Annotated in this window: 27 protein-coding genes; 16 read left to right on the plus strand and 11 right to left on the minus strand. The window is 67.8% G+C overall.

Annotated features, from left to right (window positions below; all coding sequences use genetic code 11):
- Positions 1–10 precede the first annotated feature (10 nt).
- Positions 11–664: a MinD/ParA family ATP-binding protein gene (locus tag LI337_RS06690; protein WP_227229031.1), complete on the minus strand. Its 654-nt coding sequence runs from the start codon at positions 662–664 to the stop codon at positions 11–13.
- Positions 665–798: 134 nt separating this feature from the next.
- Between LI337_RS06690 and LI337_RS06695 the strand changes: the two genes are divergently transcribed.
- The 3 genes from LI337_RS06695 (at position 799) to LI337_RS06705 (ending at position 2,710) form a co-directional block, all read left to right on the plus strand.
- Positions 799–1,479, plus strand: a complete 681-nt coding sequence (locus LI337_RS06695) for a helix-turn-helix domain-containing protein (RefSeq protein WP_227229032.1) — start codon at positions 799–801, stop codon at positions 1,477–1,479.
- A 92-nt stretch (positions 1,480–1,571) separates the two neighbouring features.
- Positions 1,572–1,874, plus strand: coding sequence for a DUF8002 family protein (locus LI337_RS06700; RefSeq protein WP_227229033.1), 303 nt, complete (start codon positions 1,572–1,574; stop codon positions 1,872–1,874).
- A 194-nt stretch (positions 1,875–2,068) separates the two neighbouring features.
- On the plus strand, positions 2,069–2,710 hold the full coding sequence (locus LI337_RS06705; RefSeq protein ID WP_227229432.1) for a dolichyl-phosphate hexose transferase: 642 nt from the start codon (positions 2,069–2,071) through the stop codon (positions 2,708–2,710).
- Between the two features lie 228 nt (positions 2,711–2,938).
- Here LI337_RS06705 and LI337_RS06710 read toward each other — a convergent pair whose 3' ends face one another.
- Positions 2,939–3,928, minus strand: coding sequence for a WD40/YVTN/BNR-like repeat-containing protein (locus LI337_RS06710; RefSeq protein ID WP_227229034.1), 990 nt, complete (start codon positions 3,926–3,928; stop codon positions 2,939–2,941).
- Between the two features lie 1,036 nt (positions 3,929–4,964).
- A complete protein-coding gene (locus LI337_RS19870) occupies positions 4,965–5,093 on the minus strand; it encodes a hypothetical protein (RefSeq protein WP_264474853.1) in 129 nt (42 codons plus the stop codon).
- A 45-nt stretch (positions 5,094–5,138) separates the two neighbouring features.
- Between LI337_RS19870 and LI337_RS06715 the strand changes: the two genes are divergently transcribed.
- The 4 genes from LI337_RS06715 (at position 5,139) to LI337_RS06730 (ending at position 8,056) form a co-directional block, all read left to right on the plus strand.
- Positions 5,139–6,107: a succinylglutamate desuccinylase/aspartoacylase family protein gene (locus tag LI337_RS06715; protein WP_227229035.1), complete on the plus strand. Its 969-nt coding sequence runs from the start codon at positions 5,139–5,141 to the stop codon at positions 6,105–6,107.
- A gap of 85 nt (positions 6,108–6,192) precedes the next feature.
- Positions 6,193–7,014, plus strand: a complete 822-nt coding sequence (locus LI337_RS06720) for a hypothetical protein (RefSeq protein WP_227229036.1) — start codon at positions 6,193–6,195, stop codon at positions 7,012–7,014.
- Entirely contained in the window at positions 7,007–7,657 is a 651-nt protein-coding gene (locus tag LI337_RS06725; protein WP_227229037.1) for a DUF8135 domain-containing protein, read from the plus strand. The genes LI337_RS06720 and LI337_RS06725 overlap by 8 nt, the downstream gene beginning before the upstream one ends.
- Positions 7,658–7,726: 69 nt before the next feature.
- Complete coding sequence (locus tag LI337_RS06730) at positions 7,727–8,056, plus strand: transcription factor S (RefSeq protein ID WP_227229038.1); 330 nt, start codon at positions 7,727–7,729, stop codon at positions 8,054–8,056.
- A 24-nt stretch (positions 8,057–8,080) separates the two neighbouring features.
- Here LI337_RS06730 and LI337_RS06735 read toward each other — a convergent pair whose 3' ends face one another.
- The gene (locus LI337_RS06735) at positions 8,081–8,314 is read right to left on the minus strand and encodes an Lrp/AsnC family transcriptional regulator (protein ID WP_227229039.1); all 234 of its coding nucleotides are present in this window, start codon (positions 8,312–8,314) and stop codon (positions 8,081–8,083) included.
- Positions 8,315–8,423: 109 nt separating this feature from the next.
- On the opposite strand from LI337_RS06735, the gene LI337_RS06740 reads away from it, so the two are divergent.
- Positions 8,424–9,107, plus strand: coding sequence for a potassium channel family protein (locus LI337_RS06740; protein ID WP_227229040.1), 684 nt, complete (start codon positions 8,424–8,426; stop codon positions 9,105–9,107).
- A gap of 1 nt (position 9,108) precedes the next feature.
- Positions 9,109–9,339: an Lrp/AsnC ligand binding domain-containing protein gene (locus LI337_RS06745; RefSeq protein ID WP_227229041.1), complete on the plus strand. Its 231-nt coding sequence runs from the start codon at positions 9,109–9,111 to the stop codon at positions 9,337–9,339.
- An 83-nt stretch (positions 9,340–9,422) separates the two neighbouring features.
- Here LI337_RS06745 and LI337_RS06750 read toward each other — a convergent pair whose 3' ends face one another.
- Positions 9,423–9,932 carry a DUF5813 family protein gene (locus LI337_RS06750; RefSeq protein ID WP_227229042.1) on the minus strand — a complete coding sequence of 170 codons (510 nt, stop codon included), beginning with the start codon at positions 9,930–9,932 and terminating at the stop codon, positions 9,423–9,425.
- 155 nt (positions 9,933–10,087) lie between these two features.
- On the opposite strand from LI337_RS06750, the gene LI337_RS06755 reads away from it, so the two are divergent.
- Both LI337_RS06755 and LI337_RS06760 read left to right on the plus strand, forming a co-directional pair.
- Positions 10,088–10,702 carry a hypothetical protein gene (locus LI337_RS06755; RefSeq protein ID WP_227229043.1) on the plus strand — a complete coding sequence of 205 codons (615 nt, stop codon included), beginning with the start codon at positions 10,088–10,090 and terminating at the stop codon, positions 10,700–10,702.
- Between the two features lie 108 nt (positions 10,703–10,810).
- Positions 10,811–11,101 (plus strand): HTH domain-containing protein, encoded by a 291-nt coding sequence (locus LI337_RS06760; protein ID WP_227229044.1) that lies wholly within the window; start codon positions 10,811–10,813, stop codon positions 11,099–11,101.
- 420 nt (positions 11,102–11,521) lie between these two features.
- On the opposite strand, the gene LI337_RS06765 is transcribed toward LI337_RS06760, so the two are convergent.
- From LI337_RS06765 to LI337_RS06775, 3 genes are all read right to left on the minus strand, one after another.
- Positions 11,522–12,646: a DUF373 family protein gene (locus tag LI337_RS06765; RefSeq protein WP_227229045.1), complete on the minus strand. Its 1,125-nt coding sequence runs from the start codon at positions 12,644–12,646 to the stop codon at positions 11,522–11,524.
- A gap of 98 nt (positions 12,647–12,744) precedes the next feature.
- Positions 12,745–13,767 carry a signal peptide peptidase SppA gene (sppA, locus tag LI337_RS06770; protein WP_227229046.1) on the minus strand — a complete coding sequence of 341 codons (1,023 nt, stop codon included), beginning with the start codon at positions 13,765–13,767 and terminating at the stop codon, positions 12,745–12,747.
- 52 nt (positions 13,768–13,819) lie between these two features.
- Positions 13,820–14,737 carry a coiled-coil protein gene (locus tag LI337_RS06775; protein ID WP_227229047.1) on the minus strand — a complete coding sequence of 306 codons (918 nt, stop codon included), beginning with the start codon at positions 14,735–14,737 and terminating at the stop codon, positions 13,820–13,822.
- Positions 14,738–15,093: 356 nt separating this feature from the next.
- On the opposite strand from LI337_RS06775, the gene LI337_RS06780 reads away from it, so the two are divergent.
- The 3 genes from LI337_RS06780 to LI337_RS06790 all read left to right on the plus strand — a co-directional run bounded on the left by LI337_RS06780 (position 15,094) and on the right by LI337_RS06790 (position 16,780).
- Positions 15,094–15,243 carry a hypothetical protein gene (locus tag LI337_RS06780; RefSeq protein WP_227229048.1) on the plus strand — a complete coding sequence of 50 codons (150 nt, stop codon included), beginning with the start codon at positions 15,094–15,096 and terminating at the stop codon, positions 15,241–15,243.
- Positions 15,244–15,358: 115 nt separating this feature from the next.
- The gene (locus LI337_RS06785) at positions 15,359–15,772 is read left to right on the plus strand and encodes a DUF371 domain-containing protein (protein WP_227229049.1); all 414 of its coding nucleotides are present in this window, start codon (positions 15,359–15,361) and stop codon (positions 15,770–15,772) included.
- A gap of 180 nt (positions 15,773–15,952) precedes the next feature.
- Complete coding sequence (locus tag LI337_RS06790) at positions 15,953–16,780, plus strand: endonuclease III domain-containing protein (protein WP_227229050.1); 828 nt, start codon at positions 15,953–15,955, stop codon at positions 16,778–16,780.
- Between the two features lie 33 nt (positions 16,781–16,813).
- On the opposite strand, the gene LI337_RS06795 is transcribed toward LI337_RS06790, so the two are convergent.
- The 3 genes from LI337_RS06795 to LI337_RS06805 all read right to left on the minus strand — a co-directional run bounded on the left by LI337_RS06795 (position 16,814) and on the right by LI337_RS06805 (position 18,832).
- The gene (locus LI337_RS06795) at positions 16,814–17,206 is read right to left on the minus strand and encodes a methylglyoxal synthase (RefSeq protein WP_227229051.1); all 393 of its coding nucleotides are present in this window, start codon (positions 17,204–17,206) and stop codon (positions 16,814–16,816) included.
- Between the two features lie 72 nt (positions 17,207–17,278).
- Complete coding sequence (locus tag LI337_RS06800; RefSeq protein WP_227229052.1) at positions 17,279–17,725, minus strand: type IV pilin domain-containing protein; 447 nt, start codon at positions 17,723–17,725, stop codon at positions 17,279–17,281.
- Positions 17,726–17,800: 75 nt separating this feature from the next.
- Positions 17,801–18,832: a succinylglutamate desuccinylase/aspartoacylase family protein gene (locus LI337_RS06805; RefSeq protein ID WP_227229053.1), complete on the minus strand. Its 1,032-nt coding sequence runs from the start codon at positions 18,830–18,832 to the stop codon at positions 17,801–17,803.
- Positions 18,833–18,943: 111 nt separating this feature from the next.
- Here LI337_RS06805 and LI337_RS06810 point away from each other — a divergent pair, with 111 nt between their 5' ends.
- Together LI337_RS06810 and LI337_RS06815 are read left to right on the plus strand one after the other, a co-directional pair.
- The gene (locus LI337_RS06810; protein ID WP_227229054.1) at positions 18,944–20,260 is read left to right on the plus strand and encodes a DUF7983 family protein; all 1,317 of its coding nucleotides are present in this window, start codon (positions 18,944–18,946) and stop codon (positions 20,258–20,260) included.
- A complete protein-coding gene (locus tag LI337_RS06815) occupies positions 20,260–21,684 on the plus strand; it encodes an oxidoreductase (protein ID WP_227229055.1) in 1,425 nt (474 codons plus the stop codon). Before LI337_RS06810 ends, LI337_RS06815 begins: the two co-directional genes overlap by 1 nt.
- Positions 21,685–21,747 lie beyond the last annotated feature (63 nt).

Consider the following 21,747-nt stretch of genomic DNA (forward strand, 5'->3'; position numbering starts at 1 on the left):
CGGGAGTGCGTCATAATATGTTTTGCTCCACCTGTATCCAGTCTGCAAGACGCACGTATGCCGCACGCACGCCGTCGTCGGCCAGCACAGGCGCTGTCCCGCGTGGAACGCTCGCCGCGACCGGACAGTCGAGCAGGCGTGTCACCGACGGCGGCGCGAGTCGGGTTCTGGTCAGGACCGCGCCGTGGACCGCCGTCCCGAGCGCCCGCGACATCGCGGCCGTCTTCGCCGTGTCGCGCAAACCCGGCGCACACAGCGTCCCGACGAGGAGTGTCCCGTCTGCCACGCGGAGCGGTGCCGCCGCGTCCGGCCCCGCGCCCGCCGGGCAGTCGAGGAGGATCGGGGCGTCGGTCCCGGCGGCGAGTCGCGTCAGCGCCGCCGCGAGATCACAGTCGGCCGACCCCGGCGGCGCGGGGACGACCGAGACGGAGGGGTCGTCGGGGTACGACTGTGTGACCGAATCGACCGAGTCTGTCTCCGACTCCCGCGTTCGGCGCGTCAGATCGGCGAGCGTGGGGTGGCGGTCGACGCCGGCCAGCGCGTGGAGGTTCGGCATCGCGCGGTCGGTGTCCACGACGACTGCCGGGCCGTCGAGTGCGGCGGCGAGGCCGAGGGTCGTGGTCGTCTTGCCACAGCCACCCTTCCCGCCAGCGAGTGCGAGCATGGGGGCGGTGGTCCCGTTCTCGTACTTGGACCTACGGCCGGGTACGCTCGCTCGGCACCTTCGAGGATGAAAACCGGTTTCCGACACGCGACCCATCGACGTTCGATGGCTCTGTGTGCAGTCGGTGATCGCCGATGAGGACAGGGACCGACACCGACGGCGTCCACGCCCGGATCGCCGTCGAACCGGCCCGCGACTGTCCGCTCCGCGACCTCGCCGAGTCGTTCCCGATCCGCGATCTGATCCCGGCCGACGCTGGCTCCGCGCCACAGTTGCTCCTCGACACACCGCACTCGTCGGTCGTCGCCGACCGCGAGGGCGTCGATCCGGTCGTCTCGACCGACGGCGTGACGATCTGTCGCCTCCCCGACCTAGCACCGACCGTCGACGACGACCCCTGTCGCCACGAGCACTGTCTCGCGCAGGGGTTCGGCTTCCTGCCGATCGAACCGTACTCCCACCGCTGGGCCGGCAGCCAGTTCCTCGTGAACGTCGCGGCGACGGACAGCGACCAGATCGAGGCGACGATCGACCGGTTCCGCGAGGCCGGGTTCTCGGTCTCGACCGAACAGTTGAGCCGAGGGGCCGGCGGCGTCGACGTCGAGGCCGAGCGTGCGGTCGTCGACCTCACGACGCTCACCACACGGCAGCGTGAACTGGCGCGCGTCGCCGCCGAGCGCGACTACTTCGACCCCGACGGTCCCTCGGCGGAGACCATCGCTGCGGAGTTGGACATCGCCAAGGCGACGTTCTCCGAGCATCTGCGAACCGTCCAGGCCGAGGTCGCTGGCCAGTTGTTCTCCGGGGGAGAGTGAGCCGTCGAGGAGGGAGCAGACGGTGCGAGCGAGTCCGCGCCGTCGCCGGTACAGCCGGCACACTTTTGTCGGGTGCCCCGGTGGCACGTCTCATGACAGAGAGCGCGGAGGCGGACGCCGAGGCCGACGCCGAGGCAGACGAGGCGCCGCAAGCCGACGGCGGTGAGGACGACGCGCCGGCCGGAGAGCGACCCGGCGAAGACGGAGAGGAGGACGCGGACCGCGACACCGTCCCGGAGGTCAAACTGACGCTCTACCAACTGTCGGTCGGCGTGACCGGCCAGACGACCGACGACCTCGAAGACGTGGAGGCGTCCGCGACCCGCCTGATGGACTACCTCGTCGAGAAGGCGGGCGACCTCGAAGACCACCCCGACGACCGTGGACTCGGCTGAATCCGACTGTTTTTGGCGAACCTAAAAGTTCAAGCGTGTCGAGTGGCAACGCCGAGTCGATGACCACAGCGACCGGGCACGACGAGCGCGAGTCGGCCGCAGACGACACAGTAGACGAATCGGCAGACTCCGAGCAGACAGTCGAGCACAGCGACGCGGACGACGAGTACACCTTCGACGACCTCAGCGTCGTCATGGGGACGTACAACGAGGAGGCGGCGATCGGGACCGTCCTCGACGACATCGACCGCGTGACAAACGGTCGCGCGGAGGTCGTCTGCGTCGACAGTTCCTCGGACCGGACGCCGGAGATCGCCCGCGAACACGGAGCACGCGTGATCGAACAGCCCGCGATGGGCTACGGCGTCGCGGTCTCGAAGGCGCTGCAGTCGGCGAGTCGCCCGGTGATCGTCACGACCGACTGTGACGACACCTACCCGATGGAGGCGCTGCCGGAGTTTCTGGAGGCGATCAACGCCGGCCGGGACGTGGTCAGCGGCGACCGCCTCTACTGGGGTGCCGAGGCGATGCCAGACTTCAACCGCCTCGGCAACGCCGGCTTCGCACTGCTCGCCTCTGCACTGCTCGGCGAGCGTGTCCACGACACGACGACCGGGATGCGGGCCTACCGCAAGGACGTGATCGAGTCCATCGAGTGGACCGAGAACACCGGCCTGTCGGCGGAACTGCTGATCCGACCGCTGGCGCGCGGTTACGACGTGCAGGAACGGCCCATCGCCTACCGGGAACGCGCCGGCGAGACGACACTCGATCCGATCAAGGGTGGACTGGCTATCGCCAAGTCCATCGTGAAGGTCTGTCTCGCAGAACGGTGAGTCGGGCGGAACACTGAGTCGGGTTGACGCGTCGAAGCGGAGACGTTCAGGGACGGAGAAGCGTCCGGTAGAGAGTTGGGGTGCGTGACGCCCGGTCGACAGTGGAGAACTGGGGCGTGCGTGAACCGGCAGCGCGGTCGTGGCAGACGATAGCGCCCGGTCACGCGGGCCGCGGTCGGAGTCCCGGTCGCGGCCGGCAACGCCGTGGGGACGGTCGGGGGTGTCTCGTTACTTCTCCAGGACCGTCCCGCCGGCACCGACCGTGACGTCCGGCGCACCGTTCGGCCCGCGCACGACGGCCTTCAGATTCTGGCCGACTGGCGTGGCCTCCGCGGTCCACGACCCGGCGAGTTCGTCGAACTTCGCGGCCGTGGTGTCGACGCTGTAGACCGTCCCGCCACCGCCGACCACGTAGCCGTCGCCGTCTTCGACCTCCACGTCGAGGAGACTCTTGTCGCCGGTGGAGTCGGCCGTCCACTGGGACTCGGCGAGGTGGAACACCATCCCGCCGCCGCCGACCACGGTCGCCTCGCCGTCGCCGTCGCTGTCCACGCCGTAGAAGTTGACGTTGGCGTCCTGCAGGCCGACCGGATTCCAGGTCGTCCCGTCGTCGGTGGCGAACACCTTCCCGTTGCCGTCGACCGCGTGCCCGGAGCGCGGGCCGTGGAAGTCGATCGCCTGGATCGCAGAGCCGGAGCCGGGAGTCACGTAGTTCCACGTGCCCGTCTCGCCGTTCTCGAAGCTGTAGTAGATCTTCCCGGAGTCGCCGGCCACGTAGACGTTCGCCGAGCCAGTCTCGCCGGTGACGGCCACGTCGTTGTAGTTGTTCGTGTTGTCCATCGGGGCGGAGTGGTCGTTCAGGTTGCCCGTCCGGACCGCGTACTCGCCGATCGCACCCGAGGACCCGACGAACCAGAGCGCGTCGCCGTCGTCGGTCACGTCGGAGCCGTAGAGACTGTTGCCGTTGCCGGTCGGCCCGCCGTCGACGATCTTCGTCCACTGTGTCGGGCCGCGTTCGAGGACGACACCGCCCGCGCCGACCGCGTAGGCACCGGCGTTCGTGTACTCCACGTCGTACAGCGAGGAGTCCGTCCCGGTCTTCGCTGTCGTCCACTCCGCCTCGGCCGCAGTCGTGAGTCCGGAGAAGCCGCCGACGGCCAGCGATGCACCGATTCCCTGCAGCATCGTGCGTCGCGTCGTGGAGGTTTTCTCGGACATCTGTCGTCACCTACCTGTAGGGTGGGGTGGAATCGGGTTACGGGTGGTGGCTAACAATTCGGCGCTTGAAGTGGGGAGAGGTGTTTGTGACGTGGGATTGGGGGTAGAATCGTGTGACAGCGTAGCGATGGTGTGAACGTGTGGCTCGATACTGGTGGTGAGACGACTGCTTTCACATCGTAGATTGCGGCGGTACAGCAGACTCCTTTTCTGACCGCATCAGCACCGCTACTCGATCCGGTGCATCCGGAACAGTCGGCCGCGACAGCGACCGCACCGCGAACAGCACAGCGACTCGTGCTAGCGCACCTCCCAGCGGACCCGCGACCCGCGACAGCACCAGCAACGCGACGATTGCTAGCGCGAGGAACCGCGACCGCAACCACACCGCAATCGGAGTAGCCACGAGCCTCCCCAGCCGACTGCGTTGTCGTCGGGCGACACGGGAGTCGCCCGACTACTGGCGAGACCTCCGGTCTCGCTCTGCTCACGTGGCGCGCCCACGAAGGACGCGCCGGTTGCGCTACTCATCCACCGTCAGAGGCAAGCTCTGACGAGCCTTCGTCACCGGCGCTGTGCGCCGGTTGCTGGCGAGAGCTTCGCTCTCACTCTGTCGTCGGCACGTCGCGCCGACTGCTGGCGGGACCTCCGGTCCCGCTCTGTTCGGTCCCCTCACGAAGACCTCGCACGCGTTCCTCGCGCGCCGACTGCAACCGCGACAGCTCAGCATGGTTTCGTCTCACGCTACAGGTCCCAGTCGAATGGGCTGGCGCGAGTTCATCTCGCGCACTTCGGCGGCGTGGGGCCGCCTCAGGTACGCCGACGGTCGCAGGGAGGCACGACGCTGAAACCGACTGGGCCACCGGGTGTTGCACGAGCTTTCGCCGATTCCACCGGGTGGGACTGAAAGGGGCCGACCTCTCGGTCTACCCCCGACGACGTAAGCACTGGACTGAACGAGAGCGCGGAGGGAAGCGACGCGCTCTCGTGAGGGAAGCGCGCAACGAGTCGCGGGTAGCCGAGAGGTCGGGGGCTTTCACCCCTCGTTGTCCACGCCCGACTCGACTGAGTTGTCCACGACCAGTTCGACCGAGTACACCTCACCGACCAGTTCGACCGAGTACACCTCACCGACCAGTTCGACCGAGTAGACACCACAGTCCACGTCGTCCTGGCAAACACCCAAGCCCCCGGCGTCCGACCACGCGATATGCACACCGCAGAGCGCATCACGCTCGCCAGACTCCCCTCGGGCGTCCCACTCGTGACGACCGTCCACCGGTACCACGGACCCGAGGGACCGACCGCCGGACCGACACTCTACGTCCAGGCGGCCCAGCACGGCCGGGAGATCAACGGAAGCGAGGTCCTGCGCCGACTCCACGACCGTCTCCGGAACGCCGACATCGCCGGCACCGTGATCGCCGTGCCGGTCGCCGACCCCCTCACGTTCGACCGGAAGTCGTACACCACGCCGGAGGTCCTCGACTCGGTTCACTCGAACATGAACCGCGTCTGGCCCGGCGACCCCGATGGGACGCTCCACGAGCGCATGGCCGCGAAACTGTGGGAGTACGCCGAACGCGCCGACGCGGTGGTCGACCTGCACACCGGCAGTCCCGACATGCTGACCCACACCGTCTACCAGCGGGACGCCCAGGCGTGCCGCGAACTGGCGGAGGCATTCGGGACCGACCTCCTGCTGGCCGAAACGGCGGGCGAGGACGCCGACGACGAGTGGGCCGACCGCGACTTCGGCGGGAAGTTCCGGGTCGCCGCGCGGGACGCCGGCATCCCGGCGATCACACCCGAACTCGCCCACAGCAAGGAACTCGTGGAACCCGCAATCGAGACCGGCCTGCGCGGGATGGAGAACGTCCTCCGACACCTCGGCGTCCGGGAGGGCGACCCGGAGACGCCTAACGAATATCAGCGCGCGCGGAACCACCTCGGCAGAGCGACCGCCGACGCCTCCGGACTGTTCCACCCGGAGTCCGACCTCGAACTGGGCGCGAGCGTCACGGAAGGCGAGCGACTCGGGGAGATCACCGACCCCACGACCTACGAGACGCTGGCGACCGTCACCGCCGAGGAGTCCGGCGTGGTCTACTCCGTGACCCGCGAGGCGACAGTCTGTGCCGGTGACACGTTGGTCGGCGTGGCGATGCCGCTGGAGTGACACGACCGGTCGCGGAGCAGACCGATCTCGGAATCGACCACCGAGCCGACAACACTTATTCGTCGTGCGACCGTGCGTGCGAGTGATGTCAGGGGAGCAGGCGCTCGGGGACGACCTCGACGAGTGGCTCGACGAGAGAGCCGACGAACTGGGGACCGATCGCGAGCGACTGCTGGCCCGACTGGTCGCAGCACAGCGACTCGCGCTGTCCGAGACCGACGGGGGTCTCGCCGAGCTATCGACCCTCGAATCGCGGGTCTCGGCGGTCGAAGACGACTTGGACGAGAAGATCGCCGACGTGCGCGAGCGCGTGATCCAGATCAAACGCGAGACGGACGCGAAGGCCCCCGCCGACCACGGCCACCCCGAACTCGCCGACCGACTGGAGACACTCCGAGCAGAGATCGACACGCTCCGCGCGGAGTACGACGACCTTCGGGACAGCCACGACGGGCTACGGCAGGACCTCGACGCCGGCTTCGAGAACTACGAACTGGTCCTCGACGACCTCGACTCGGACACGACCGACCTCGCGGCGAAGGCCGACACGCTGGCGCGGGTCGCGCTCGGCCTCCGGGAGCGGATCGCCTCGCTGGAAGGCGAGTCGGCGGTCCAGCGTGCCGTCGCGGACCTCCAGCGCGAGGCGAACCGCGCCGGCGTCTCGTCGGCACAGTGCCGGAACTGCGGGTCGTCGGTCCACGTCGGCCTGCTCGGTGCGCCGGCCTGCCCGCACTGTGAGGCGACCTTCGACGGCGTGGAACCGGCACGCGGGTTCTTCGGGTCCCCGAAGCTGACGACCGGCGAGCGCCCGGCACTCACGGACGGGACCGACGGCGGGTCGACGCCGAGGAGCGACGAGGTGGCCCAGACGGCCGACGATCTGTTCGCGGAGGACGACGATGACTGACGACGCGGACGACGGGAGAGAGACGGCACACGACGAGCAGAGCGACGGTGACCCGGACGCGCCACTGGGCGACCTCGCGAGGCGTCGCCGAACACGACGCGAGGAGCGCGAGTCGGCGGACGCAGACGGAGACGAAGACGACCCCTTCACGGCTCTCGGCCGAGACGCAGACGCGAGCGCAGCCGACCACGTTACCGCGGGCGAGTCGGACGACGCCTTCGAGGAGATGGACGTCGATCCGGTCGACAGCGAGGACGTGTGGTCGGACCTGCTGGAGGCGGACACCGCCGACACAGCCCGGACTGGCGACTCGGAGACGGAAGCCGCCGGAACCGTGACCGCAGTCGATGAGTCGGCCGAGGCGGTCGGTGCGGAGGTGGCCGACGCCGACAGCGAGGTCGGAGAACCGGACCCGGCCGCAGTCGACGCGGCCGAGGTCGGCGAGGAGACCGACCCCCGCGAGGAGCACGTCATCCGGAAGGCCGACTACTGCCAACAGTGTGAGTACTTCACGGATCCACCGGCGGTCGCCTGCGAGAACGAGGGGACCGACATCGTGAGCGTCGAGGACTTCGAGCACTTCCGGGTTCGGGGCTGTCCGGTCGTGGAAAACGAGTTCGAGCCGGGCGAAGGCAACTACTGAGCGCTCGGTCGTATCGCCCGCCGGTGTCAGTCCGACCCTGATTTAGGGCTCGACCGACGAGTGGCGGGTATGCAGTTCTGTGACGACTGCGGGTCCATGATGCACTCCCGCGACGGCGAGATGGTCTGTACCGACGACGACTGCGGTGGCTCTGCAGAGCGCGACGAGGACCTCGCGGCACAGTTCGTCTCGACCGAAGCACAGACCGACGACGACGTCATCGAGACCGAGGAGGGCGCGAACTTCGAGGGGAAGCCGACCGCCAACGACGTGATCTGTGACGAGTGTGGCCACACGAAGGCGTGGTACACCATCAAGCAGACCGGTGCCGCCGACGAACCGCCGACGCGCTTCTTCAAGTGCCAGGAGTGCGGCTATCGGTGGCGGAGCTACAACTGAAACCCGAGAACTCGACTCGACGGCTCACCCGTCCATCGAGATGTACGTCTTCGTATCGGTGACGCCCTGCAGTCCCTGCACGTCACCGGAGACCGACTTCAGCACGTCGTACACCTCCTCGGTGTCCATCTCGGCGATGATGTCGTAGTTGCCCGCGACGATGTGGGCCTCCGTCACGCTCACCACCTGCCGGATCGCGTCGAGCAGTCGCTCACCCTCCCCCGCCTCGGTCTTGACCATGACGAACGCGTGTACCATCTCGACGTGTGGTACTCGGGCACACAGTAAAAGCGTTCCCCCGACGCCGGGGGCGTATTTCCGCCGGGTCGGGGTAAGGTTATTACCGCCCCCTGTCGTAGCCCTGCTCATGCGATTCGTTATCATTGGTGCTGGGCGTGTCGGCTTGCGGACGGCACGGGTGCTCCGCGAGGAGGACCACGAGGTCGTCCTCGTCGAGCGTGACGTAGACCGAGTCGAGCGCGCCCGCTCTGACGACTTCGAGGTGATCCAGGGCGACGGCTCCCGTGAGGACATTCTCGCGCAGGCGGACCTCGAGTCGGCCGACGCACTCGGCGCGCTGACCTCCGATCTGAACACGAACTTCGCGGCGTGTATGATCGCCAAGCACCACGGCTGCCGGACCGTGATGCGGATCGACGAGGAGTACCGCGAGGACATCTACCAGAAGTACGCCGAGGAGGTCGACGAGATCGTCTACCCCGAGCGACTCGGTGCGATCGGCGCGAAGAACGCCCTGCTCGGCGGGTCGATCCGCGCCATCGCCGACATCGCCCAACACCTGCAGGTCGTCCTGCTGACCGTCAGCGAGGACTCGCCGATGGCCGGCTACAACCTCACCGAGGTCGCCCTGCCGGCACAGGCCCGCATCCTCGCGTTCGGCAAACACGAGCAACCGATGGGCATCCCCCTGCCGGACGACTCGCTCGACGTCGGCGACCGGGTCGCGGTCCTCGCGGACTTCTCTGTCCTCGAAGACGTGCGCCGGCTGATCGTCGGCGAGAGCGCCGAGGCGGCCGTGGGAGGTGCCTGAGATGGTGACCGCCTACGTGATGGTGAAGGTGAACACCGGCGAGGCCGACCGCCTGAAGGAGTCGTTCGAGTCCATCGAGGGCGTCGAGAGCGTCCACATCGTCGCCGGCGACGTGGACTTCGTGGTGAAGGTCGTCGTCGACACGCCGAACGACGTGAAAGACATCGCGGCCACGACGATCCAGAACGTCGAGGGTGTCGAGGACACCCAGACGTACCTCTCGATGGACTGAGTCGGCTGTCGGCTCGCGTACTCGGGTTCTTTTTCGCTTCCCTACTTCCGTACTTCCTCGCTTCCTCAGACGCCGTCACGTCCTCAGACGCCGTCGCTTCCGGCGGTCTGCCGCGCCCGGTCGATGAGACCCGTCACCGGGTCGGTGTAGTCGTAGCCGGGGATGATCCCCTGCACGTAGGTTCCCTCGACGAAGTCGATCAGCGCCCCGGCGTCGTCCACGCCCCGACGCTCGTCGATGTCGGTGAACGCCGCCTCCACGACCGCGACCCGAGTGCCGTCGTGGATCGTCTCCGACACCTCGGATGAGAGGTCCCGTTCTCTGCTCGTGACGCCCGACACGTCTACCGCTCGCAGTTCGAACGTCTCGAACCAACCCTCCTCGACGATTTCGGCGACCTCTCCTTCCACCACCTCGTTCAGCATCGGCACGCGCACCGTCACGTCGAACCCGATCTGGCCGCCGTCGGCACTGCTCGCGTCGACCACGCCGTCGAACGGTGTCGTCACCGACTCGAACGTGCCGTCGTCTCGCTGTTCGAAGGAGCCGTGGTCCCGAAACGCCCGGCGGACTCGTCCGGGGAGTTCACTCATGGACGACTGCAGGCGCGGGACCGGCAAAAGCGCGTCGTGTCGAGAGAGCGTGGCAACGTGCCGAGGGCGGCGTCGTCCGACTCGGGACCGTGACGTTCCGGAATCGCGTCACGTCGGCGGGCTTCAAACGACTGCGACGCGTCAAGTTCGACCGAATGGGACCCACCGTCACGGCCTACGCGCGGACGGTCGAGCGCCTCCGGCAGTTCCTCGGTCGGTTCGACCCGGTCGTCGTCGCGTGGATCGCAGTCGTCACCGGCGCCGTCCTCGCGGCGGTCTCGCTGGAGTACGACGTGCTCCGGAACGGCGCGCGGGTGCTGTTCTACGCGGTGCTGGTGGAGTTGGCGATCACGATCCCGGAGGAAGCGACGACCGAGGATCGAAACGCCGAACAGGCGTTTCTCGTCGTGACCGGACTGACCACGATCGGGAGTGGGTTCCTGCTCGAAGGAGCGATCGGTCTCGTCTTCGGGTCGCTCTCGGCGACCCAGTTGCTCGCGCTGGCCGGACTGGGGAGTCGTCTCTACGCGAACCTGTGTCACGAGGGGTCGCTCCGCCGAGCCGTGACCGCCGACGACCGGGTGACGCGACCCTTCGCGACCGTCTCGTGTGGTGTCGCACTGGTCCTGCCGCCGGTGCTGGGCGGTGTCGTCGCACTCGGTAGGGGAGTGGGACCGGTGCCGGACGCCGACAGCGCGTGGTTCGTCGCGCTGGCGGTGGTCGCGAGCGTGACCGCCGGACTGGTCGTGACTCGGCGTCGTGCGTCGTGAGTGGTGAGTCGTGCTCCGCGGTGGACCGTCCGGACAGCGCGTCGTCACGTCGTCTCACGGCGCGGACACAAGAGAACGCATTTACCGCCGGGTGTCGTTCGTGTAACTATGGCTGAATCATCTGTGGGGAGCAATCTGCCACGCCTCGTCGAACTGCTGCACGACCGTCTGAAACAGTCGGAACTCGACATCCTGCACGCGCTGGCCGAGGCCGACGGCGACTCGCTGTCGGTCGACGAACTGGTCGAGGAGACGGGCTACACCGAGCGAACCGTGAAGAAGCGAACCGAGACGCTGGAAGAACAGGTCCACGGCGGGACGCTGATCCGCCGGACCGACGAGGACGAACCGGCGCTACACCCGGCCTTCGCGCGTGCGGTGCGCGAGTACGAACACTGAACTACTGCTCGCTGGCGTGACCGATTCGGGGTCTGTCGGCCGTGAGTTCTCGGGACGTGTGTCGTTCGAGTGGTCGGACTCCCGAACCGCGAAGTGACTGCTACTGGGGGGAACATCTGTCCGAGGCGACTACAGACCGCAATCGTAGCCCGCGACCCGAAGGAGTGTCTACCCGAGACGACCACAGACCGCAATCGTAGCCCGCGACAACACCCACAACCGCTACGAGCGCTAACGCACCCCCAGCGGAACCGCAACCGCAACCGCACCTCGGTCCTCCCCAGCCTCGGCGAACGCTCTCCGCACCGCCCGCGTTCGCCTCCCTCGCGTGCGCGTCGGGGTCGCGCACGCGCCGACCGCATCCTCCGCAGACGGGGGGCTTCGGTTCACGTCGACGGACGACTCACAAGAAGCAGATAGCTACTCCACCATCTCCTCGTCTAACGTCTCGTCGCTCACGTCGGCCGCGATCTTGACGCCGACGAGGCTCACCACCAACCCCGCGACGACGAACAGTCCCAGTCTGAGGCCGGGCGAGATCACGACGGTCCCGAACTGCGGCACGACGAACTCGATAGTCTGGAGTGCGTCCTCCCGTTCCAGGAAGAACCCCGCGAAGCCCCGGAGCACCAGCCCGAGCGCCACGACGCCGAACGGGAGGTTGAGGTACGGCATCCGGACCGCGTCGTCCCGGATGAACTCGTCGACCAGTCTGCCGGCAGAGGCCGCCAGCGCCGCCAGCGCGAGCCACGGGACGCTGGCGTAGACGAACCGCACCGCCGGGATGAACGCCGGTTCGACCGTGCCGGCGTCCCGGACCGACAGCGCGCCGAGGAACACCCCGACGAGCGCCAGGCCCGCGCCGACGACGTAGGTGACGACCGACACCTGCCCGGAGTACAGTGCCTCGCGCGTCCGCTCCGGCAGGTCCTCGAGGAGTTCGTCGATAGCCAGCCCCTTGTAGAGCAGCGCCGCGCCGAGCAGCGACGCCAACCCGGCCAGTGCGACCGCCAGCGAGAACTGCAAGAGCAGAATCGGCATGAGCAGCAGGCCGATGCCCAGCGGCACGAGCACCGTCTGGCGGAGTTCCTCGTCGCCGAGGAACTGCTTCAGCAGGTAGTACGTGGACTCGATGTCGCGGGCCTGCCGGACGATCACCCGGTCGACCGAGTCGACGCGCAGGCGACTCTCGATGATCGGGACGAGCCGTTCGTCCTGCGCGCTGTCGATGACGACGACCGCCGACTCCGGGTCGTACTGGTCGATGAGGTCGTCGAGTTGCTGGGCGACCGACCGGTCCGCGCCGACGACCGACTCGCCCGCCCCGGAGACGACCGCGACGACCGCCTCCTCGCGGTCGTCACGCAGGTCGCGTGCGACGCGCAGTGCCTCCAACAGGCAGTTGACACTGGAGTCCTCCGGATCGGCGAGTCCGACCTCGACGACGAGCGACCGGACCGCCTCCCACCCCGCGACCGGCGTCCGAAGCCCGGTCTTCCGACCGATGTCGTTCGCCCGGTCGACACAGACGACCAGCGTTGTCACGGTGTGAACGAACACTGCACGGAATAAAAACCTCCCGTCCGGCGAACCCGCAGAGAGCGGACCCGACACCGGACGAGGGCCGCGACGAACCCGGACGGTCAGAGCCGCAGGTCGACGTCGCCGTCAGCGTCACCACCGACGACGCTCGCCACGCCGGCACCGAAGGCGTACGCGACCGCCGCCGCACCGCCACGGAATCTGCCCATCAGCGACCGGGGCGGCTGGAACTCCCGCACACCGACACCCTCGCCGAGCAGGTCGGCCACTCTGTCCTCCACGTCGTCGGCTGTCCCGAGGTCGTCGACGAGGCCGCGCTCGTGGGCCTCCTCGCCGAGGAACACTCTCGCCTCTGTCTCCCGGATCGTCTCGGGGTCCATCTCCCGGCCCTCGGCGACCCGGTCGACGAAGTCGTCGTAGATGTCGTCGATCAGGCCCTGGAGGTACGCGCGGTCCTCCTCGTTCATCTCCTTCAGGCTACTGCCGGCGTCCTTGTACTTGCCCGCCGCGAAGCGCTCGTAGGAGAGGCCGAGTTTGTCTGCGGCTTCGGCGGCGTTGACCGACGAGCCGATGACGCCGATGCTGCCGACCACGCTGGCGTCACGGGCCCACAGTTCGTCACACCCGGAGGCGATCCAGTAGCCGCCGCTGGCGCAGGTGTCGGTCGCGTAGGCGACGGTCGGACCGTCGAAGGCCGCCGCGGCGTTCCGGATGTCGTCGCTCGGCAGGACCTCGCCGCCGGGCGTGTTCAGTTTGACGAGCAGTGCCTCGGCGTTGTCGTCGGCGTCGGCGCGTTCGATCTGGTCGACGATGGCGTCCGCGTCCGCACCGACCGACCCGGCCGCGAAGGAACTCGTCCCCGTGTCGCGGACGATCGGCCCCTCGACGGCGACCTCGGCGACGTTGTAGTCGGGGAACAGCGAGTCGGCGATGCCGCCGGCGACACGCGCGCCCAGCAGAGCGGTGCCGACGACCAGCAGGACGCCGAGCAGTCGTGCGAGGTTCCCGCCGGGGACGATCACGAAGACGACGACCCCGAGTGCCGCCGCGAGCAGGCCGACCAGGAGGACTGTCAGCAGTCTGGCCGTGCCGGAGCCGGGGCCGTCTGTCGAATCTGTTGCCATACCTCCGGCTCACGGGCGGGCGTCGTATAAAACCGAACGTCGTCGGGAGAACTTAGAGCAGCCCCGTCTTCTGGAGCTTCATCAGGTCCTCGGTGTCGAGGGTCTCGCCTTCCTTGAACTTCTGGTAGATCTCTTCGGCCTCGGCTTTGGCCTCCTCGCGCTTGGCCTCGCGCTCGTCCTTCTGCTCTTCTTCTTCCTGCTTGTCGAGTTCGCGCAGGCGCTTCTGGACGCGGACGAAGTCCTCGTGGTGGCGGTCGGCGGCCTCCTGGGCCTCCACGAACAGTTCGTGCATCTCGTCGGCGTTGTCACGGATGTCGTCGGCCGCACGGTAGGCCTCGATCATCTCGTTGTGGTGTTCCTGGGCCTTGTCGGCGAGTTCCGTCACCTTCTGGTGGTGCTGGGACGCCTCCGAGCGGACTTCCTCGGCTTCCTCGATGAGGTCCTCGAGTTCCTGGGAGTCGTCGAGCTTGTCCTTGCGCTCCTGGTACTCCTCGCGTTTCTGCTCGATCTTCTCGATCAGTTCGCGCTCGTCCTCGGTCGAGAGCACCTCGGTCTGCTGGCGGAACTCCAGCTGTTCGATCTCCTCTTCGAGCTCTTCGAGGTCCTTGCCGTCGCCGAGCTCGAGGTCCTGCTTCATCTCCTCGACCTTGTCGAACAGCTCGTTGGCCTCGGCGTTGAGCTCGTTTCGCTTGTTCTTGTGCTCCTGGACCTGCTCGTTGAGCTCGTCGCGCTGCTCGCGGTGCTCCTGGGCCTCGTCGACCTTCTCGCGGGTCTTCGCGTTCAGGTCGTCGCGCTTGGAGGCGCGCTCCGAGGCCATCTGGTTCAGGTCGTTCCGCCGGTCGCGGAGCTGTCCGGCGAGTTTGATGAGTTGGCCTTTAGAACCAGTTTCGAGTTTGTCGTCGGTCAGTTCTACGTTGTTCGATTCGTCGAGTTCGTCGATGTCGAACTCGGCTGTGATTGCGTCTGCCATGCTTAATCGTACCTCGACACCATCACTGCACCGTGCGTGGCGGCTGCTCGTCGGGGTGCGAGCGCCCGTGGATAAGAGTTCCCGATCATTCTGCGTGCGATCCACCGCCGAACGCCGGATGCGTTCTGGTGACTCTACCTAGTCCGGTCGGACATATAAATACTTCGGTGGTCGAAGGGGTGAAAGGAGCTACCACACCCCGCAAAACCGCCGTGTGAGCGGTTCACACGCGTCGCGGCGAGGTATATAAACCAGTGCCGGGGTCCCTCGTGATCCGGCTCCCTCGTCGTCGGACACTTTCACTTTCACCGTGCCCTTGGCACGGGTTGATACCGGATCGGGTCGTATCCGGAAGTATGCAGGAACAACTCTCCCTGGCCTGTGAGAGCTGTGGTCGCGGGCTGGCAGACGACAGTTTCGCGCTCTCGGTGACCAGCGACGCGGGCGAGCGCCGCGCCTACGAGTGTGGCTGTGGTGCGGTGACCATCAGCGTCGTTCGGGAGTAGCCGACTCGCGCCCGCGCCGAGCAGTCGGCCGACCCAGCCACCCGTGGCGACTCGACGCGCACGTCTCCCGCGTCGTTCCGACGCGCACTTCCGGCGTCGTCGCTCAGTCTCGGACATGGAAGAAGTCGTCCACGCACGCGGGCACGAACACGTCCGGGCCGAGCACACCAGCACCTTCGAGGTGACGACCGACGACTGGCTCACCCCTGCCGGCGACTGTATCGTCGCGGTCGAGGCCGACCGCGCGCCGGCCGACTTTTCCGAGGCGTTCGTCGACGCCTGCCAGTCCGCCGACGCCACGATCACCGCCGAGATCACGGTCGGCGATCACGAGCAGACCGTCGTCGGCAGTGGACATCCCGATCTGACCTTCGAGAGCGACCGGAGCGCGGTCGCCCGGACCTCGGACTACGTCGACGAGCGCACCGTGATGACCGACGCCGACAGCCCTGCGCTCGGTATCGACCGCGAGATGGTGACTGCGCTCGTCGAGGGTGCCGAACTGACACTGACGCTCAGCGTGGAGTGAGTCGGGTCGAACGTCGGATTTTGCCGAACTTCGCTGACGTGGGGTTTTGCCGAACACTGCAAACGTCGGCTGTTGCCAGATCACTACTGACGTGGGATTTTGCCCGACTACTCCTCGTGACCGCCAGCACAGATCGTACGCCAGCGACCGACTTTTGTCCGATCAGTCCGACAGACGAGTATGGCCGAAGAGCCTGCGGAGAACATCAGCGGCGGCGATTCGGGCGGCGGCCGCGACACCGAGTTCGACCCTGCGACCGCCGGCACCCGCGCCGAGGCGGTCGTGGACGCGCTCGGCGATCTCTACTGGCAGAAGGCCTACGGCGGGCAACCGGCCTTCGAGTGTCTCGTCCGGACGATCCTCTCACAGAACACCTCGGACAAGGCCAGTCAGCCGGCACACGACAGCCTGATGAATCGCTACGGAGCGGGCGGTGAGGAGAACGTCGAGGGTGATCTGGCCCGGTCGCTGGCCGACGCCGAGCAGTCGCTGCTCGCCGAGACCATCTCTTCTGCCGGTCTCTACAACCAGAAGTCCGAGCGACTGATCGACCTCGCCGAGATCGTCGTCGCCGAGTTCGGCGGAAGCGAAGGGTTCGACGCGTTCGTGAGAGGCGAGGAGCCGTCTGTCGTCCGAAGTCGACTGCTAGAGATGCACGGCGTCGGGCCGAAGACCGCCGACTGCGTGTTGCTCTTCTCCGGTGGTCGCGGCGGCGTCTTTCCCGTCGACACGCACGTCCACCGCATCGCCCGCCGGATGGGACTCGCGCCGGCGGACGCCGACCACGAGGCGGTGCGCGAGGCGCTGGAAGCCGCGGTGCCCGAGGAAAAGTGCGGCTTCGGCCACACCGCCATGATCCAGTTCGGCCGAGAGTACTGTGCGGCGCGGAAGCCCGCGTGTCTGGAGGGGCCGGAGGCGTGTCCCCTGTACGATCTATGTGATCGGGTGGGGATCGACGAACTGGACGGGACCGTGGTCGACCCGCGCGAGGCGGTCGCGGACGACTGACGACACCGACCCGTTCTCACCGAGAGTGAGTCGTCACGCCGACTCGCTCTCGGCTTCCAGGTGCTGGACCATCCCGTCCAGCATCGAGTCGGCGCTCGCCAGATTCGTCGCCAGCGGGACGTCGTGGACGTCACAGATGCGCAGGAGCGCCGAGATGTCCGGTTCGTGCGGCTGTGCGGTCAGGGGGTCACGCAGGAAGATGACGCCGTGACAGGTCTCCTCGGCGATCTCCGCGCCGATCTGCATGTCACCACCGAGCGGTCCCGACTGCTTGCGGTCCACGTCGAGTCCCGTCTCCTCGATGAGTCGCTTCCCGGTGGTGCCAGTCGCCGTGAGTTCGAACCGATCGAGCAGTTCGCGGTGCGTCTCGGCGAACTCGATCAGGTCGGGTTTCTTCTCGTCGTGAGCGATGAGCGCGAGTCGCATACTCGCTGTCGTCAGGCGAGTGGCTTGAAACCCCCCGTCGTCGGTACCGAGGCACCTCGTCGTCGGGACGGCTCAGGGGACCGTGTAGCTCACCAGCATCGAGTTCGTCTCGGTGTGTCGAACCTCGATCCTGTCGCCCGACTCGACGCCCGGGATCACTGCTTCGTCGCCGACGACCACGCTGTCGCCCACGTCGGAATCGTAGCGCTCCCACGGGGACTGCTCGTCTCTCACCGCGATCACCACCGCGTTCGCGGTGAAGTGATCGCCGCCCTCATGTCTGACCGTCACCTGCTCGACGACACCGTCGTCGTTCGTATCGACACCCGAGGCGACGATGTTCGCCTGTGGTGCCGTCTCTTGGACCGGGCCACCCACACCGAGGACGAACGACCCGATCACTGCCGCGAGTACGACCGTGACGAGGACGGCGACGAGCGAGAGTGCGCCGAGGAGACCGACGCCGAGGAGGACCTGTACCGATCTGTCGAGTGCTCGAAATCGCTGGACCACTCCCATGCCCGCACCGACTCCCGGTCGTGTCAAAACGCTGTCGGCGTTCGTCGCTGACTGGGCCACGCCCTCGCGGCCGACTCAGGCCCACGGGCGTTCGGTGAACTCCCCCGCCTCGATCTCGCGTTCGATCTCTCTCCGAGTGTCGTCGTCCACGCTCACCAGATGACACAGCGGATGGCCCGGCGCGGCGACCGGATTCTGGAGGACCCCGACGATCAGGCCGGTGAACGGGGCGGCGACCCGGCGTTCCCCGCGCTTGAAGTGGTCGGTGATCGTGCAGATGGTGTCGTCCGCGTGGACCAGCGGGTGCTGGCCGTACTGCATCTCGACCAAGCCACCCCGGTCGGCCCGGAGCCACGTCTTCTCTCTCGCCTCGTCGATGACGCGCGACCACCCGGGCCACGTCACCGGTTCGCCCGGCAGGAGTTCGAACTCCGCCAGGACCGACCGGACGCCCTCCAGCGCCCGGTCGATCAGCGCCGGCTGGAACCGGTGGGCGCGTCCCATCTCGACGGTGATCGCCGGGATACCGGCGTCGGTCGCGGTCCTCCGGAGTGACCCGGTGTCGCCCGCCCCTGCGAGGATCACGTTCGCACCGAACGCTCTGGCGAGTCGCCGGACCTCCGGGTCGGCCGTGTTCGCCCGGACGTGGTACATCGTCGTCCGGTTGCGCGTCGAGGTGTGGAAGTCCAAGAGGAGATCACAGTTCGAGACGAACCGGCGGTAGATGACGTTCGCCATGCGTTCTGCGGTGTTCGAGCGCTCCTTGCCGGGGAACGACCGGTTCAGGTCCTGATCGTAGATGGGCAGGTAGCGCTGCTGGGCGAGGTAGCCCGGGACGTTGCAGACGTGCAGACAGACGACGGTCCCGTGGAGTTCGGCCGGCCGGTAGGTGTCGGCGACCTCCTGCAGAACTTTCACGCCGTTGAGTTCGTCGCCGTGGATCGCGGCCGTCATGCCGACCGTGGGGCCGGCGTGTTCACCGACGATCACCGTCACGGGAATCTCGACCGGGTCGCCGAGGTAGGTCTCGCCGACCTCGTAGCGCAGGTGGCGGATCTCGCCCGGTTGGACCTCCGCGTCGTATCGGAACGGTTCGGGGGCTGTCACGGTCGGGGTTCGCCCGTGGCCGGTATGAAGATTGGTGTGGACCGAGTCGGGGCACTCCCGGTCGGTTCGACCACCCGAAGGTCCATCTACGAGCACGCCCGACCCTCGGGTATGAGCGACGACGGGACGACGGTCGCGTGCCCAGTCGAGGGGTGTGCGTTCCGGGACACGGCCTCGCTGGTCGCGGCCCACGTCAACGGGAGCGAGGCCCCCGGCCACGACTGGCACGCGCTCCGGTTCGGCGGTCCCCGCGACTTCCTCCAGCAGGCGCGTCGAGGCTGGTTGGACGACGAGGCCGAGGGCGACGAGGACGAGGCCAACCGAGACGTTGCGGACTCGGCGGACGCCGAGCGGTCGGTGACCGACGACGAACCGGACAGATCGACCGAGACCGAACGCGAGGGTACCGGCACGGCAGGCGGAGGCGCGGCCGAACCGGGGTCGGTTCCGGTCGGACAGGTCCGCTGTCCGGCAGACGGCTGTCACTACACCGGCGAACTGGCGTCGGTGAAGGCGCACGTCAGCGGGACCCGTGACGCGGCACACGACGCCGAGCGACTCCGCGAGCGCGGTATCTACCCCACGGAGGACGACGTGAAGGGCGGTGTCGGTTCGGGTGATTCGACCGACTCGGGCGACGGTGCCGGAACGACGACCGACAGTGCCGGAACGACGACCGACAGTGCCGAAACGACGACCGACAGAGCCGACGCCGACGCGTCGGCGTCGACGGACACGACCACCGAACGGGAGACTACGACGACCGACGACACAACCACCGCCACGACGACGGCCACCACGTCTCCGGCGACGACGAGCGCGAGCGAGGAGTCGCCGGAGTCCGAGGTGGCTGCCGGGACCGCCGACTCGACGAAGCCGACCGACGCCACCCGAATCACCGGCGACACGACGGTCGCGGAACTCCTCGATCTGCTCGACGCGGCCGAGTCGCGGGACCTGCCCGTCGACACGTCCGCAGTCGAGACCGCGCTGGTGCTCTGTGATCTCCTCTCGGACCTCGCCGAGGACCCCGACACCCGGACGCTCGTGGACGCCTACACGCTCGCCTCCGACCTCTCCTCGGAGGCCGGTGACGCCAGAACCGACCTCCGAGACGAACTCCTCGCCAGGACAGACACCGACGGTGAACTCGCCGGGGAGGTGGGTCGCGTGCGGCGCGTGACGCGCACCCGGCGGTCGCTGAAAGACGACGACGAGGTGCTCGCTCGACTGCGCGAGGCCGGCGTGGACGAGACGAGCGTCCTGCGGCCCGACTCGAAACGGGTCCGTGAGACACTCGACGCGGCGGACCTCCCCGAGTCGCTGGCGTTCGACGTGAGCGAGTCGAACTACGTCCAGAAGTCCGACAGCGACGCGGACGCGAAGCAGACGAGGCTGGCGGCACTCCGCCGACGGAGCGAGGAGTGATGGCCGGCGACGACCCGACGTCGGGAGTCGACCACGACGCGGTCGACCTCGACACACCACTCACGATCGGCGAGGTGACTCTCCCGAACCGCCTCTACCGCGCGCCACTCCTGGAGTGTGCCGGCACCGGTGCGGGCGCGGTGGACGCGCTGATCGAGGACCTCGAACCGGCGGCCGCGTCGGGGGCGGGACTGCTGTGTCAGGGCGCGACCATCGTCCGGCCGGAGGGTGGCTGTGCCGCCCCACAGATGACCCGCGTCTGTGATCCGGCGTTCGTCTCCCGCCTCTCGCGACTCACGGACGTCGTCCACGACCACGGCGCTCGGATCGCGATCCAACTCGAACACGGCGGGCTCCGGGCGATGGAGACGTGGCACGCCGAGTACCGCGAGGCGAACCCCGACCTCCGGCAGTTGGCGGTCTCCCGGCCGCCGCGACTCCTGCGACTCCTGGATCGGGTGGGGTTTCTCGACTACGACGCGCACGTCCTCTCGACCGACGAGGTGTACGAGTTGGCGGTGGACTTCGGTCGCTCGGCGGGGTACGCGGTCGACGCGGGCTACGACGTGCTCCACCTCGCGGGCGCGAACATGGGCATCGTCCACCAGTTCCTCTCGCCCTTCTACAACCGGCGGGACGACGAGTTCGGCGACGGGGTGCGCTTCTTGGAGGTCGTCCACGACGAGATCAGGTCGCGGGCCGGCGACGTGCCGATCATGACGAAGGTGCCCGCCGAGACCGAAGCGCCGCCGATCGTGCGGCGGCGTCTGACGACCGACGACGCGGTGACGATCTGTCGACGACTGGCCGAGATCGGCTACGACGCGCTGGTACCGGTCAACGGGTCGACCTTCTGGGACGCGAGCATCGTGAAGGGAGCCTACCCGGAGCGAGCGTGGGCCGACGACCGGTTCCAGTCCGGCTACCGGGCGGCGTTCGGGAGTCGCTGGCGGGCGAAACTGGTCGCGCTCGGCAACTGGATCGAGGCGCAGGCGTACAGCTTCGACCCGGCGTGGAACGCCGACCTCTGTCGGCGAGTCCGGGACGTGGTCGACGTGCCGGTGCTGTGTGAGGGCGGGATTCGAGAGCGCGGGGAGATGGACGACCTGCTGGGTGACGCGGCGGACGCGGTCGGGATGGCCCGCCCCTTCTACGCCGAACCGCGTCTGCCGGCGCGGTTGTTGGACGACTCGGCGGCGGGGACGCGCGCGGTCTGTGAGAGCTGTAACAACTGCGCCGTGCCGCAGGCGACCGGCGAGGCCGGCGTCTGCCGGACACCCGGAGTGCTGGCCGAGGCGGGGCGACTGCGGAAGGCGGGGGCGTACGACCGTGAAACCGGTAGCCAGGACGAGGAGGTGTCCGACGGCCGGGGCGAACGGGGCACCGGCAGAGGCGCGTCGGACGACGATCGGCAGGACCCGTGATACTGTGGTGTGTGTGGCCGACTTCGGCTCTCCCTCGGCAGGAAATCCCAAGTTGTTATATCC

This window comes from Salinirubrum litoreum (assembly GCF_020567425.1).
In the GTDB taxonomy this organism is placed as follows: Archaea; Halobacteriota; Halobacteria; order Halobacteriales; family Haloferacaceae; genus Salinirubrum; species Salinirubrum litoreum.